Annotated in this window: 17 protein-coding genes; 6 read left to right on the forward strand and 11 right to left on the reverse strand. The window is 73.6% G+C overall.

The annotated features are described in order from the left end of the window. The 8 genes from ACFOWE_RS24565 to ACFOWE_RS24600 all read right to left on the reverse strand — a co-directional run bounded on the left by ACFOWE_RS24565 (window position 1) and on the right by ACFOWE_RS24600 (window position 5,904). A complete protein-coding gene (locus ACFOWE_RS24565; RefSeq protein WP_377291715.1) occupies window positions 1-1,866 on the reverse strand; it encodes a hypothetical protein in 1,866 nt (621 codons plus the stop codon). Window positions 1,867-1,958: 92 nt separating this feature from the next. Continuing rightward, a complete protein-coding gene (locus tag ACFOWE_RS24570) occupies window positions 1,959-2,783 on the reverse strand; it encodes an AAA family ATPase (RefSeq protein ID WP_377291717.1) in 825 nt (274 codons plus the stop codon). Further along, on the reverse strand, window positions 2,780-3,181 hold the full coding sequence (locus ACFOWE_RS24575; RefSeq protein WP_377291719.1) for a WGR domain-containing protein: 402 nt from the start codon (window positions 3,179-3,181) through the stop codon (window positions 2,780-2,782). The genes ACFOWE_RS24570 and ACFOWE_RS24575 overlap by 4 nt, the downstream gene beginning before the upstream one ends. A gap of 97 nt (window positions 3,182-3,278) precedes the next feature. Continuing rightward, a complete protein-coding gene (locus tag ACFOWE_RS24580; RefSeq protein ID WP_377291721.1) occupies window positions 3,279-4,019 on the reverse strand; it encodes a hypothetical protein in 741 nt (246 codons plus the stop codon). Window positions 4,020-4,038: 19 nt separating this feature from the next. Beyond that, the gene (locus ACFOWE_RS24585) at window positions 4,039-4,791 is read right to left on the reverse strand and encodes a hypothetical protein (protein ID WP_377291723.1); all 753 of its coding nucleotides are present in this window, start codon (window positions 4,789-4,791) and stop codon (window positions 4,039-4,041) included. After that, window positions 4,788-5,150: a hypothetical protein gene (locus ACFOWE_RS24590; protein WP_377291725.1), complete on the reverse strand. Its 363-nt coding sequence runs from the start codon at window positions 5,148-5,150 to the stop codon at window positions 4,788-4,790. The genes ACFOWE_RS24585 and ACFOWE_RS24590 overlap by 4 nt, the downstream gene beginning before the upstream one ends. Then, window positions 5,147-5,326 (reverse strand): hypothetical protein, encoded by a 180-nt coding sequence (locus ACFOWE_RS24595; RefSeq protein ID WP_377291727.1) that lies wholly within the window; start codon window positions 5,324-5,326, stop codon window positions 5,147-5,149. The genes ACFOWE_RS24590 and ACFOWE_RS24595 overlap by 4 nt, the downstream gene beginning before the upstream one ends. Window positions 5,327-5,451: 125 nt before the next feature. Then, window positions 5,452-5,904 carry a hypothetical protein gene (locus ACFOWE_RS24600; RefSeq protein ID WP_377291729.1) on the reverse strand — a complete coding sequence of 151 codons (453 nt, stop codon included), beginning with the start codon at window positions 5,902-5,904 and terminating at the stop codon, window positions 5,452-5,454. Window positions 5,905-6,283: 379 nt separating this feature from the next. On the opposite strand from ACFOWE_RS24600, the gene ACFOWE_RS24605 reads away from it, so the two are divergent. The 3 genes from ACFOWE_RS24605 to ACFOWE_RS24615 all read left to right on the forward strand — a co-directional run bounded on the left by ACFOWE_RS24605 (window position 6,284) and on the right by ACFOWE_RS24615 (window position 8,444). Beyond that, window positions 6,284-7,363 carry a cation diffusion facilitator family transporter gene (locus ACFOWE_RS24605; protein WP_377291731.1) on the forward strand — a complete coding sequence of 360 codons (1,080 nt, stop codon included), beginning with the start codon at window positions 6,284-6,286 and terminating at the stop codon, window positions 7,361-7,363. A gap of 299 nt (window positions 7,364-7,662) precedes the next feature. After that, window positions 7,663-7,890, forward strand: a complete 228-nt coding sequence (locus tag ACFOWE_RS24610) for an ArsR/SmtB family transcription factor (RefSeq protein WP_377291733.1) — start codon at window positions 7,663-7,665, stop codon at window positions 7,888-7,890. Then, window positions 7,887-8,444 carry a GNAT family N-acetyltransferase gene (locus ACFOWE_RS24615; protein WP_377291735.1) on the forward strand — a complete coding sequence of 186 codons (558 nt, stop codon included), beginning with the start codon at window positions 7,887-7,889 and terminating at the stop codon, window positions 8,442-8,444. The genes ACFOWE_RS24610 and ACFOWE_RS24615 overlap by 4 nt, the downstream gene beginning before the upstream one ends. Window positions 8,445-8,516: 72 nt before the next feature. Here the strand turns inward: ACFOWE_RS24615 and ACFOWE_RS24620 are convergent, their stop codons facing one another. Beyond that, complete coding sequence (locus ACFOWE_RS24620; RefSeq protein WP_377291737.1) at window positions 8,517-9,248, reverse strand: cation transporter; 732 nt, start codon at window positions 9,246-9,248, stop codon at window positions 8,517-8,519. Further along, the gene (locus ACFOWE_RS33920; RefSeq protein WP_449301224.1) at window positions 9,245-9,820 is read right to left on the reverse strand and encodes a YkvA family protein; all 576 of its coding nucleotides are present in this window, start codon (window positions 9,818-9,820) and stop codon (window positions 9,245-9,247) included. The genes ACFOWE_RS24620 and ACFOWE_RS33920 overlap by 4 nt, the downstream gene beginning before the upstream one ends. Before the next feature lie 155 nt (window positions 9,821-9,975). On the opposite strand from ACFOWE_RS33920, the gene ACFOWE_RS24635 reads away from it, so the two are divergent. Genes ACFOWE_RS24635 through ACFOWE_RS24645 form a run of 3 tightly spaced genes read left to right on the forward strand, consistent with a single transcriptional unit; the run spans window position 9,976 to window position 11,497 of the window. After that, window positions 9,976-10,329 carry an ArsR/SmtB family transcription factor gene (locus ACFOWE_RS24635; protein ID WP_377291739.1) on the forward strand — a complete coding sequence of 118 codons (354 nt, stop codon included), beginning with the start codon at window positions 9,976-9,978 and terminating at the stop codon, window positions 10,327-10,329. Next, window positions 10,326-11,096 (forward strand): aquaporin, encoded by a 771-nt coding sequence (locus tag ACFOWE_RS24640; protein WP_377291741.1) that lies wholly within the window; start codon window positions 10,326-10,328, stop codon window positions 11,094-11,096. Before ACFOWE_RS24635 ends, ACFOWE_RS24640 begins: the two co-directional genes overlap by 4 nt. Further along, complete coding sequence (locus tag ACFOWE_RS24645) at window positions 11,093-11,497, forward strand: arsenate reductase ArsC (protein ID WP_377291743.1); 405 nt, start codon at window positions 11,093-11,095, stop codon at window positions 11,495-11,497. The genes ACFOWE_RS24640 and ACFOWE_RS24645 overlap by 4 nt, the downstream gene beginning before the upstream one ends. 60 nt (window positions 11,498-11,557) lie before the next feature. Here the strand turns inward: ACFOWE_RS24645 and ACFOWE_RS24650 are convergent, their stop codons facing one another. Beyond that, complete coding sequence (locus tag ACFOWE_RS24650; RefSeq protein WP_377291745.1) at window positions 11,558-11,764, reverse strand: hypothetical protein; 207 nt, start codon at window positions 11,762-11,764, stop codon at window positions 11,558-11,560. Window positions 11,765-12,313: the final 549 nt, after the last annotated feature.

The following is a 12,313-nucleotide window of genomic DNA, read 5'->3' on the forward strand; positions in this document are numbered from 1 at the left end:
TCAGCCCCCGACCAGCGGGACGAGCTTGATGAACGACACCACCGGGTCGGCGGTCAGGTCGATCACCTCGGACAGGTCCTCGATCTGGCGGTCCCCGACCAGCAGCACGAACCCGTTGCGCAGGAAGGCCCGCTCGGCGGCCTCCGCCTGCTTCTCCCAGTCGATCCGCCGCCGCTCGCCCATCCGGTAGCCGTTCAGCTCCACCTCGGCGTCCGTGGGGCGGACCAGGCCGGTGAACCGGGCCGAGGGATCGGCGTTGTACCGGGCGACCTCCTCCCGGACGCGCAACCGCACCAGCTCCCGCGCCGGGATGCTCTCCGGCAGATCGGGCAGCGCGAACTCGGCCATCGGTTTCCCTGTCGCCGTCTCGTCCCGGAAGGTGACCGTCGCCATTCCACAACCTCGCAGATCATCGGATGTCGCAACGGAGGCAGGAATATCACCGGGGGACGACAGAACCGCGGGTACCGAGGGGACCGCCCGGCCGTGCGCAGCCGCCGGACGGCCGGACGGGTCAGGCGGTGCGCCCGGCGGGGCCGTAGCGCAGACGGCCGTCGACGAGCACCCGCAGCCGGGCGTCGGCGGCGGAGTCGCGGGTGTGCAGCTCGACGTCGATGCCGCCGTCGGGAGCCTGGCTGATGTAGCCGGTGACCTGTTCGGCCTGGACGTGGGCGACGGGCCGGTCGGCGGCGTCCTCGAGGACGTCGGCGCGGATGGAGACGGGCGCGGCGGGACGTGCGCCGGGGATCCGCGCGCCCGGTACGGCGGGCGGCTGGGCGAGCGGACCCCGTGCCGGCGGGACGGGCGGACCCTGCGGATCGCACCTGGCCGACGGATCGGGCGGGCCAGGTGGTTCGGGCGGGCACATCCCGGTGCCTCCTTCTGGGCACGGGTGGCCATGGCCCGGACGTCGGGGCCGGTGGCGGCCTCGAGGTCGGCCAGTTCGGCGGCCGCCTCGCCGATGCCGGCGTCGGAGACCTGGCGGGCGGTGCTTCCCACGGCGTCCAGCAGCGGGTGTGCCGGAGCCGCACCCGGCGTCCCGTTCCCGCCCCCGGTCTCAGGTCCGGAACCCGAAGGGGATCCTGCGCCGGAGGCGGGAGTTCCGCCGGGAGCAGGCCGCCCCAGCGTGCAGCCCGTACCGGACACGCCGCTGCCGTCGTCGAGGCGCAGCAGGGCGCGGACCTGCTCGGCCAGGGTGAACAGGCCGTCCAGATCACCCTCGGCCAAGGTGAGCGCCCGGCGCCAGCGGGAGCACAGCTCGTCTACGACCTGGCCGCCGAGGACCGCCCGCACCTGCCGGTCGGCCTCGGCCGTGTCGGCGGCGCTCAGCACCCCCGCGTCGACGCGGCCCAGCACCAGCACCGCGCACAGTCCGGCGGCGCCGCGTAGCTGCTGGTCGGTCGGTTCGGCGGGCAGCGCCGGGGGCTTGAGGAGGTGGCGGGCCGCGGCGCGCAGCCACCGCCGGTCGGCGGGACGGTGGCGGAGCTGGCCGGCCTCGATCCACAGCTCTTCCAGCCAGTCGGCGATCTCTCCGGTGCGGGGCGCGCCGCGGTGGCGTTCGGCCCGTGCGGGAGTCCTCCATCCGGGGGCGCGGGCGTGGCCGGCCTCGTGGCAGCACAGTCCGACCAGCACCGGGTGGGCCAGGCGGCCGCGCACGGTGGTGGGGTCGACGGCGGCGGGATCGGTCCCGACGGGCAGGGCGATGTCGGCGTTGACGGTGATCTCGGCCAGCTCGGGATCGAACCAGGCGGGCGGGGCGCCGTCGCCCCGCCCCCAGACGACGTCCAGCAGGACGTCGGTGCGGCCGGTCAGCGGGCCGACGAGGTGGTGGAGGCGGGCGGTGAGCTCGGCACGGGCCCTGGTCACCGCGTCCACCGGAGAGGCCGGGGCGGTCGTGACGGCGGGAGCGACCGGGCCGCCCGGGTGAGGACCCTCCGGCGCGGGAAGGGCGGGAGTGCTCATGCGCCGCACCGCCCTTCCACCCGGGCCGCGACGGTGTCCGGGAAGACCTTGCGCAGCGCGGTGACGATCTCGTCCCGGTCGTGCTCGGGCGCGGCGGCGGCCAGCGCGGAGGCCGCGTAGGCCTCGCCGTACACGGCGGCCAGGTCGCGGAAGGCCAGCAGTTCCCGTAGTTGCGGAGACCAGGTGATCTCCCCCTTGGTGCGGCGCCACTCCAGGTTCTCGGCGACGGTGACGACCTTGCCGTCCACGCCGAGCCCGCGCGCCAGCGCCCAGTCGGTGCCCACGAGCAGGTGGTGGATGAAGCGGCTCTTCAACGCCTCCGACAGCCGAGCGCCGGGCACGTCGCACTCCACCGACCGGTGCAGCGGACCGGGCGCCCAGACGTAGGCGCGGGTGGCCGGGTCCTGGACGAAGGTGCCCAGCAGGTCGGTCTCGGTCAGGTCGGCCGAGCCGACGACCGTCTCCAGGCCGGGCCCGTCGTAGGAGGCGAACGCGGCCTCGATCAGCGCGGTCTTGCCGGTGCCCGGCGGCCCGTACAGCAGCACGTGCTGGCGGCGGCGCTGGGCCTCGCGCAGCAGCGCCAGATCCTCGTGCGGGCCGACCTGCCGCGGTTTGTAGACCTGGCCGTTGGGGCGGGCGCGCTCGCCCACCGGTGTCAGCGCGCCCGGCCGTACCAGCGGCCGGGGTGACGCGGGGCGGGAGGCGGTCGCGGCGAGCGCGTCGGGGAGGGTGGTGGCGAAGAAGTCGGCCTCGGTCAGCGCGGAGAGCATCTGCGCGGCGTCGAGGGCGGCGGGGGTGCTCGCCTGGGCGGGAGTGGTCATGATGTCCTCGTCTCGTGGGTCGGGTGGGCGGTGCGCGTCGTGCCGCAGGCGTCCAGGAACGCGTCGACGAGCTCGCGACGGGCCGGTGCGCCGAGTTGCAGACAGGCTTCGGGGACGGCGGCGGGCACCGGGAAGCGCAGCGGCGCGATCGACGGCCGGTAGCCGGTGCGTTCCTTGTCGGTGGTGATCCAGATCGCCTTGTCGCGGGCCGCGTTGAAGGACGCCAGGCGGTAGGCCCGGGAACAGCCGCTGTGACCGATCCGGCCGTAATTGATCATCAGGATCGGACCGGAGACGATCAGCCGGTAGAACTTGCGGTTGTCGTGGGCGGGGTTGATCAGGGTCAGTTCCCAGCCGACCGCCTGCGTCCAGGCGGTCGCCGGTGGTCCGTCGGTCACGAGGCGCCTCCGTGATGGGCGGGAACGGGAAAGGCCCGGCCGGTGGGGTCGGGCCTGCGTGGTCTGGGCGGAGCCGCTCCGAAGGCGGCGCGGAAGGTCAGGGCTGGAGGGCGGTCAGGCCGAGCTGCGCCAGCACTTCGGGGCCGAGGCGGCCGAGCCGGGCCAGCACCTGCGCGTCGGTCCCCGCCGCGGCGGCGAGGGCGGGCACGGCGGTGGACGCGGGCGGCGCGGTCCGGGCGGCCAGGGCCTGCAGCACCCGCTGGGCGTCCAGCGGCGCGGCCCCGGCCGGCACGGCGGGCATCCCGGCGGGGACGGTGGATGCTCCGACCGGTACGGCGGGCATCCCGGCCGGTACGGCGGACGCTCCGACCGGGGCGGTCGCGGCAGGGCCGGGGTCGTCGGCCATCAGAGCGGCGTTGGCCTCGTTGACCGGCGGGACGTACTCGGCGTCGTAGTGCTTGGGCGGCCTGCCGCCGGCCACGGCCGGCTCGCCGTCGCCGATGTAGGCGACCGCCAGCGTTCCTCCGACCGCCAGCCCGGAGGCCCCCGCTCGCCGTACGGCCTCCCGCACGGCGATGCGCATGCGGCCCTTGACGTACAGGGCGCGCCGGCCGGTGTCGCCGGGGACGCCGGGGAGGCGCTCCTCGGTGGCCAGGTGGACCACCACCTGCATGCGGGGCGTGCCGTCGTCCCAGAACTTCACCTTGCCGGTGCCGAACTCGGTCTGCGGCACGGGGTTCGGCAGGCCGATGATGACGCCGCTGACGCGCGTGCCGATCACCGGGAAGGACGCCGACTTCAGGCCGCCGGCCATGAGCAGGTCGTTCGACGTCGTCATGAGCACTCCTTTGAACGGGTCAGATGGGAACAGGGGTGAGCAGGCCCGCCGTACCGGGGCAGGCGCGGGTGAGGTCGGTGCTGCCGGGCCGGAACCACGGGCAGTAGAGGCAGTGGGCCTCGGCCGTGCGCAGCAGCGGCAGCACGTGCGGCCCGGCCGCGGCCACGGCGGCGGCGATCGCCTCGACGCGGCGCAGCGCCTCCACGGCGATCCGCTCGTCGTAGGGCTCGTGCCACCAGTGCCGGTGCACCAGCTCCCGGGTGCGCGGCAGGAACGCGATGGCCACGTGGGTGACCGGCAGGCCGCGCCGCCGGTAGCCGCGCCCGTAGGTGTGCAGCTGCACCCGGTACTGGTGGCCGGGGCCGTGGGCGCGGTAGCGCCGCAGCGAGGTCGTGCCGACGAGTTTCCAGTCCACGACGACGCCGGCGACGTACAGGTCGCTGGTGCCGGTGACGGTCCGGCCGCCGACCTCGCCGACGTCGAGCGGTTGCTCGGCGAGCAGGCGCGCGCCGTCCGGCAGGGTCCGCCCGTCCAGGTCGGCGGCGAGCCTGCCGTGCAGGGCGGTGCCGAGGTAGGCCAGCCACGGCAGGTGCGGGTTGACCGGGTCGACGCCGGCCAGCCGGTAGCCCAGCCGCCGGTCGCACGGGCATCCGATCTCCGACGGGCCGAGTTCCCGCTGCAGGGAGCGCGGCTGGTGCGTGACGGCGTGCTTGAGCGCGGCGTCCAGGTGGCCGATGACCTCGGCCACCGCGACGGCGGGCGGGCTCGTCACGGGCCGCCGCCGGACGGCGCGGGGACCGCGGCGGCCGCCTGGGCCAGGGTGAAGCGGCGGCTGGGCGCGCCGCGCACGGTGTAGGCCTTCAGCAGCGGCACCACCTCGGGATGCTCGGTGCACAGGCGTTTCTTGTCGAGGCGCTCGCCGCCGGCGATGTGCCGCCAGAACACGACCGGCCGGCCGGCGATGAGGCCGACCTCGGCGTCGCCCAGGGCGTTCTTCAGTACGGCCTCGGAGACCTTCCGGTAGGTGTCGAGCTGCTGCTGCCGTTCGGCGAGCAGGTGCAGCACCTCGACGTAGACGGCGACGTCGGCGGGGAGCTCGACCGGGGGCGGGACCGGCGCCGGGGTCGTCATGGCGCCTCCCGCGGTGCCGTACCGGCCGTGTCGGCGCCGGGGTCCGCCCGGACCTCGTCGGCTCCGGAGGCGCCGGTGGGAGCGCTGCCGGACCCGTCCGGGTTCTCCCGGCTCTCCGGCAGTCCCTGCTCGGCGGCGCCGGGGAGCTCGCCCGTGCGGGCGGATGCCGCAGGCATGCGGAAACTCCTTTCGTCTGCTGGGAAGACGGCGCCCCCGGTGCCCGTCCTGCCGCCGGGGGCGGGACGGGACGGGCACCGAGGGCGCGGCGGGCGGCCGGATCGCGGCCGCCCGCGGGAGCAGGTCAGCCGGCGAGCGCGGCCTCCTCGGCGACGGCGGTGGGGGCGCCCTGGACCAGGCGGGGCGACGGCTCGGCCACTCGGACGGCGGCGCCCTCGTGCACCGCGGTGTAGCGGGAGGCCAGGCCCAGGTTGGTGGCGATCACCTTGACCACGCCGCGCAGGACGGCCCGGCCGTTGCGGTCCCTGGTCTCGTAGGCGCGGCCCAGCAGGTCGCAGCCCTGGGCGATGACCAGGTGGCCCTTGCGGTAGGACTCGTGGGCGCGGATCGCGGCCACGCCGTGGACGACGACCTCGATGTAGCGGGTGGGGACGTAGGTGTCGCCGCCGCGGCGGGGCGTGGGCGGGCCGTTGACCTCGAGCACGGCCGACCACATGGCCGAGGTCTCGTGGTCGGCGGGGAAGAAGCGGGGCGGATGGGTGATGCGGCCGGTGAGGCTGACCTGGATGTCGAGCACGGGCGTGTCTCCTTCGTCGCGGGCGGTGCGGGTGCCGCCGGATCGGGCCGCCTCCCGTGCGGGAACCTGCCCGCAGATCAGCGGACCGGCCTGGAGGGTGTCCCCGGTAGCCGGGAAGGCGCGACATGCGGCTGATATCGGTCAGCCGTGACCTACGCCGACGGCCCCGTCAGGAGATGCTTCCTGGCGGGGCCGCCGACGTATGCGTGCGTCTGACCGCTGCGCCGGTCCGGCTGAACCGCGGACGGACACAGCGATGCGGTCGGCGATCCCGCGCCGGGACCGACGGTGGCCGGTCGTGGCGCGACCGTCTCGCAACAGCGTGAGCTGCGCTGATGTCGAGATGCTGCAATCGGCATCGTGGGTCATCGTGGGGAGTATGAGCGATCAGCACGACACCGTCGGCCTCCCCTCGGACAATCACCGCCATGACCATCACGGCCACGGCCACCAGCACGGGCACGGGCATGGGCGCGGTGCGGCAGGGATCCGGGCGAAGGTCACGCACCTGCTGCGGCCGCACTCCCACGAGGCCGCCGACAAGGTCGACGCGGCGATGGAGTCCAGTACCGAGGGCATGCGGGCGCTGTGGATCTCGCTGGGAGCACTCGGTCTGACCGCGGCCGCCCAGGCCGTCATCGTGGTGCTGTCGGGGTCGGTGGCGCTGCTGGGCGACACCGTGCACAACGCCGCCGACGCGCTGACGGCGGTGCCGCTGGGCATCGCGTTCGTGCTGGGCCGCCGCAGGCCCAATCACCGCTACACCTACGGCTACGGCCGGGCCGAGGACTTGGCCGGGATCGTCATCGTGCTGACCATCGCGGCCTCGGCCGTGCTGGCCGGGTGGACGGCCATCGACCGGCTGCTCCACCCCCAGCCGGTCTCCCATCTAGGGGCGGTCGCGGCCGCGGGACTGGCCGGGTTCGCCGGCAACGAACTGGTGGCCCGCTACCGCATTCGCATCGGCCGCAAGATCGGCTCGGCCGCGCTGGTGGCCGACGGCCTGCACGCCCGCGCTGACGGCTTCACCTCCCTGGCGGTGCTCCTGAGCGCCGGCGGCGCCGCGCTCGGTTTCCCGCCGGCCGACCCGATTGTCGGCCTGGCCATTACGGGGGCGATCTGCCTGGTGCTGCGCGATGCCGCCCGCCAGATCTACTACCGGCTCATGGACGCCGTCGATCCCGCGCTGGTCGCCCAGGCCGAGCGCGCCCTGGCTGGTGTGCCCGGCGTCCAGCGCGTCGGGGCGGTACGGCTGCGCTGGGTCGGGCACACGCTGCGCGCCGAGGTCGAGATCGCAGTGCGCCACGACGCGCTGCTGGCCGAGGCGCACGCCGTGGCGGTGCAGGCCGAGCACGCCCTGATGCATGAGCTGCCCCGGCTGCGGGCCGCCACGGTGCACGCCGATCCCGACGGCCCGGCCGGCACCGATTACCACGCCCTGCTCCTGGCCCATCGGTAGCGGCCCGGGACGTCGTCAGCCGGCGCTCCAGGCGTCAAGCCGTCGGCGGGTCCGGCGGTCAAGGCCGCCGAGCGAGCCCCGGAGAGGGAGCGGCCTTGAGGGGCGGGCCGCAACGGCTACGATCCGGCCGGTCCGGGGCGCCAGGGGCCGGGCAGGGCGCGGCTGCGCGGTACGGGAGGGAGGCGATCAGCCGGGCTGAGCGCATATCTTGTCACCCCCCCGATCCGGGGAGGACAGTTTCCCGGGACGAAGTGCGCCGGGCCGGTGACCGCGGCGGAGAAACCCCCGGCGGCGCGCCGATGAGCGTCGGCGAGATCGTGCAGGCCTCCGAGGTGGGCCAGTCCACCGTCTCCCACCACCTGAAGAGCCTGGCCGAGGTCCGCTTCGTCCTGGTCGAGCGGCGCGGCACCGCCAGCCTGTACCGGATCAACGAGGCCTGTGTGCGCTGCTTTCCCACCGCGGCCGACGTGGTGATGGGCAACCCCGCCCCGATCACCCCCGCAGACGAGAAGGACCCCGCGCCATGACCCGCGACCTCGCCGACGACCCGCACCCCGAGACCGCCCGGCCGCCCGCGGCTGACGGCCTGGTCGTGCGGCCGTTGGACGACGGCGACGCCGAGCAGGTGCTGGCGGTCTACCAAGCCGGGCTGGACGGCGGGCAGGCCAGTTTCGAGACGACCGCGCCGAGCTGGCAGGACTTCACCGCAGGCAAGATCCGCCACCCGTGCTTCGTCGCGGCCGACGCCGGGAGCAGCGCGGTGGCCGGCTGGGCGGCGGCCTCGCCGGTGTCCTCGCGATGCGTGTACGCCGGGGTGGTCGAGCACAGCGTCTACGTCCACCCCGGCCACCGGGGCCGCGGCGTCGGCCGCCTGCTGCTGGGCACGCTCGTCACGGCCTGCGAAGAGGCCGGGATCTGGACGATCCAGTCCGGCGTCTTCCCGGAGAACACCGCCAGCCTGCGCCGGTACGAGGCGTTCGGCTTCCGCGTGGTGGGCGTGCGCGAGCGCATCGGCCGCCACCGCGGCGTCTGGCGGGACGTGGTGCTGCTGGAACGGCGCAGCACCACCGTCGGCCGGTGACACCCGGCCCGGATGCGGGCCCGGTTCAGGTCACCAGCAGGGCGGCCAGGCCCGCGGGCATGGGACAGCGCTTCATGATCCGCTCTCCTTCGTGGCCGCGGCGGTCTCGTGCTGGCAGCAGACGCCGGTGCAGCCGGGCGCGCACCCGCACCCGCTCACGGGTTCTTGGCCGGGCCCGGGCAGGGCGCAGTCGTCGCACCGCTCGCCCTTCCACGCCTGGATGCCTTCCCGGACGGCGACGGCGGCGATGATGAGGGCGGCGATCGGATCGGCCCAGGAGAGGCCGAAGGCGGCATTGAGCACCAACCCGACCAGGAGGACCGCCGACAGGTAGGTGCACAGCAGGGTCTGGGTGGAGTCGGCCAGCACGGTGGCCGAGCCGAGCGCGCGGCCGGTGCGGCGCTTGGCGGCCGCCAGCAGCGGCATCACCACCACCGAGACCGCGGCGATCGCGATGCCGGCCGGGGAGGCGTCGGCGTCGCCGCCGCCCAGCAGGGAACGCACGGCATCGATGCTGACCCAGGCGGCCAGCGTGAAGAACGACAGGGCGATCAGCCGCAGGGCGAGGCGTTCGCGGTCCTCGGGGACGCGGGCGCGGAACTGCCAGATGACCACGGCGGCGGAGGAGACCTCGACGAAGGAGTCCAGGCCGAAGCCGAGCAGCGCGGCCGAGGAGGACGCGGCGCCGGCGGCGATGGCGATGATGCCTTCGGCCAGGTTGTATCCGGCGGTGGCGTAGGCCAGGTGCAGGCTGCGCCGATTCAGCGCCGCGCGCCGCTGGGCGGTCAGGGCCGGGGCGCTCACCGGACCGCCTCCACCGCGCCGGATTCGTCGGCCGGGCCGGAGACCGGGCACAAGGTGACGGCGTGGCCGGTGGCGGCCAGCAGGGTCTCGGCGGCGGCGAGGAGGTCCATCAGCTCAGGCCGGGTCAGCGCGTAGAACGACTGGCGGCCCTGCGCCCGGTAGTCGACCAGGCCGCACAGCCGCACCAGGACGGCGAAGCCGTCATCGGTGCCGGGCCAGTGCCGCCGCACGGCATCCACCCCGGCACGGCGCACCACCGAACGCAGCACCAGGACGACGATGATGGCGTCGTCGGCGTAGCCGAGCACCGGGATGAAGTCGGGCACCACATCGATCGGGAAGGCCAGATAGGCCAGCAGCAGCGCCAGCCGCACCCGCACACCATGCGGCAGCTCGGGATCGGCGGCCAGGCGGCGCACCAGGCGCAGCACATCGGGCAGCAGCCGCAGCGCCTCGCGCAGCAGGCCACCGCGCGGCGCGGCGGCGGCCAGCGCCGCGGTCAGCACCAGCCAGGCGACCAGCAGCGCGATCGCCAGCGCGATCAGCAGATCCCATCCCCATGATCCGGTCACGTCCGCCCCTCATCTGCGCTGGATCAGGTCACGGGCCCACGAGGAACGGCAGCCCCGCCACCACCTAGGCGACTCCGCCGTATCCGATGTTATAGATACCTGCCAATATAGATATAGGTGGAAGCCATGGAATCCGGCACGGGCGAGGAGAGACGATGGAGCCGTCGAAAGTCCTGGAGTGCAGCTCGTCGCTGGACCACCAGCCGCTTGATGCCGAGCAGGCAACCGATCTGGCGCGGGTGTTCAAGGCGCTGGGGGATCCGGTGCGGCTGCGCATCGTCTCGATCGTGGCCAGCCACACCGGCGGCGAGGCCTGCGTGTGCGACCTGACGGCGGCGTTCGAGCTGTCCCAGCCGACCATCTCCCACCATCTCAAGGTGCTGAAAGACGTCGGCCTGCTCACCAGCGAGCGGCGCGCGTCCTGGGTGTACTACCGCCTGGTGCCCGAGACGCTCGCCCGGCTGTCCGGTCTGCTCGACCTCCCGTGCCCGGCCGGGGCGACTGCGTGATCCCGCTTTTCCGCCGCGTCCTGGCCGAGGCCGTCGGCACGGGGCTGCTGGTGGCCGTGGTGGTCGGCTCCGGGATCATGGCCCAGCGCCTGTCGCCGGACGACGTGGGCCTGCAGCTGCTGGAAAACGCTTTGGCCACGGTGTTCGGCCTGGGCGTGCTGATCGCCGTGCTCGGCCCGGTCTCCGGCGCGCACTTCAACCCGGTGGTCTCGCTGGCCGACTACTGGCAGGGGCGCCGTACCGGCGCCGGGCTGAGCGCCCGCGAGCTGGCGTTCTACGTGATCGCGCAGATCGGCGGGGCGATCGCCGGGGCGGTGCTGGCCAACGCCATGTTCGCCGAGCCCGCGATCAGCTGGGCGGCCACCGAGCGATCCGCGAGCCACCTGTGGCTGGGCGAGATGGTGGCGACCGCCGGGCTGATGCTGGTGATCTTCGGCCTGGTGCGCGAGGGTCGCACGGCGGTCGCGCCGGCGGCGGTCGCCGGCTACATCGGCGCGGCCTACTGGTTCACCTCCTCCACCTCCTTCGCCAACCCGGCCGTCACCATCGGACGGGCGTTCTCCGACACCTTCGCCGGTATCGCCCCGGCCTCGGTGCCCGCCTTCATCGCCGCCCAGCTGGCCGGCGGGGTGATCGGCCTGCTGCTGGTGACCGGCCTGTTCGGCCGTGCCCCGGCCGGATCGCAGCAGGAGGCGGTCATGACGCACCCGGGCCAGCCATCCACCGACCGCACCGTGCGGCCTGCAGAGAGGACCTCCGGAAGATGAGTGGCAAGCCCAGCGTGTTGTTCGTGTGCGTGCACAACGCCGGCCGCTCGCAGATGGCCGCCGGCTGGCTCGCCCACCTGGCCGCGGGCCGCATCGAGGTCCGCTCGGCCGGGTCCGCGCCGGCCGAGACGATCAACCCGGTCGCCGTCGAGGCGATGGCCGAGGTCGGCATCGACATCACCGCGGAAAAGCCCAAGGTGCTGACCACCGAGGCGGTGCAGGACTCCGACGTCGTGATCACCATGGGCTGCGGGGACGCCTGCCCGTTCTTCCCCGGCAAGCGCTATGAGGACTGGAAGCTCGAGGACCCAGCCGGCCAGGGCATCGAGGCGGTCCGCCCGATCCGGGACGAGATCAAGGCCCGCGTCAGTCAGCTGATCGCCGAGCTGCTGCCCGCCTGACGACCGGCCGCGGGATCGGGGAAAACGCCTGGCAGTACGGCCGGGGAGCCGCGTACCTTCTCAGAGGCGGATACCAACGAACAGCGGCATCTGCGGCAGCTGATCAGTTGGCTGGCGCGTATCGAACCGTGGCAGAAGCTCACCGGGCAGGACTCGCGTGCCTGGCAGGCCGACCCGCGTAGCTCCCTGGCCGGTGACGATGCCAAGACCAACCGGCCCGGCGCCGATCACTACGACCGGCAGATGGCCCAGCTGCGGTGAGAGCACGACCTGCTCACTGTCGGTGGCCGGGGCGGTCTGGGCGGGTACGGCCTACACGCTCTGCTCGGCGGGGGCGGCCGGGCCTGCAATGCTTCAAAAGTCATCGCAGTGTTCTTGACCTGGGGATCAATCTGATGCGACGGTACGTGCGAGATCGGTTCTCCTGTCTCTTCGTCTCCTGTACCTGATCGTGCTCCAGGTGTTCAGTCGGCTGGCGCTGCTGGGCCGGAGCGAGGCGCCAGCGGGCCTTTTGTTTGTCAAGGTGGAGGAGCGGGAAGCGGCAGTTGTCGAACGTTGTACAGGGAAGATTGCTCCTGCGGGCTAGGTCATCAGCGCTTCCTACCCTGAAGCGCGCCTTTTGCCAGAAAGATACCGTCACGCTCCTTGTATGTCGGTGTCACCGGATCTATGTCGGGTAGCTCAGGGAACGGCAAGCTCGCAGCTGGTGAATCCGACGTTTTCGCCGACAGCCCTCGATTTGCCTGCCGGGTATCCCGCGCATCTGGAGATCGACGTGCGCCTGCGTCTCACACCTAGTGAGGACAGCTACTACGA

This window comes from Planomonospora corallina (genome assembly GCF_042650625.1).
In the GTDB taxonomy this organism is placed as follows: domain Bacteria; phylum Actinomycetota; class Actinomycetes; order Streptosporangiales; family Streptosporangiaceae; genus Planomonospora_B; species Planomonospora_B corallina.

What these genes read in the sequence shown, in the direction of transcription:
- ACFOWE_RS24590 (WP_377291725.1), bottom strand. Translation starts at nt 5,150, where the DNA reads ATGACGACCCCGGCGCCGGTCCCGCCCCCGGTCGAGCTCCCCGCCGAC.
- ACFOWE_RS24605 (WP_377291731.1), top strand. Translation starts at nt 6,284, where the DNA reads ATGAGCGATCAGCACGACACCGTCGGCCTCCCCTCGGACAATCACCGC.
- ACFOWE_RS24595 (WP_377291727.1), bottom strand. Translation starts at nt 5,326, where the DNA reads ATGCCTGCGGCATCCGCCCGCACGGGCGAGCTCCCCGGCGCCGCCGAG.
- ACFOWE_RS24645 (WP_377291743.1), top strand. Translation starts at nt 11,093, where the DNA reads ATGAGTGGCAAGCCCAGCGTGTTGTTCGTGTGCGTGCACAACGCCGGC.
- ACFOWE_RS24570 (WP_377291717.1), bottom strand. Translation starts at nt 2,783, where the DNA reads ATGACCACTCCCGCCCAGGCGAGCACCCCCGCCGCCCTCGACGCCGCG.
- ACFOWE_RS24580 (WP_377291721.1), bottom strand. Translation starts at nt 4,019, where the DNA reads ATGACGACGTCGAACGACCTGCTCATGGCCGGCGGCCTGAAGTCGGCG.
- ACFOWE_RS24615 (WP_377291735.1), top strand. Translation starts at nt 7,887, where the DNA reads ATGACCCGCGACCTCGCCGACGACCCGCACCCCGAGACCGCCCGGCCG.
- ACFOWE_RS24610 (WP_377291733.1), top strand. Translation starts at nt 7,663, where the DNA reads ATGAGCGTCGGCGAGATCGTGCAGGCCTCCGAGGTGGGCCAGTCCACC.
- ACFOWE_RS24635 (WP_377291739.1), top strand. Translation starts at nt 9,976, where the DNA reads ATGGAGCCGTCGAAAGTCCTGGAGTGCAGCTCGTCGCTGGACCACCAG.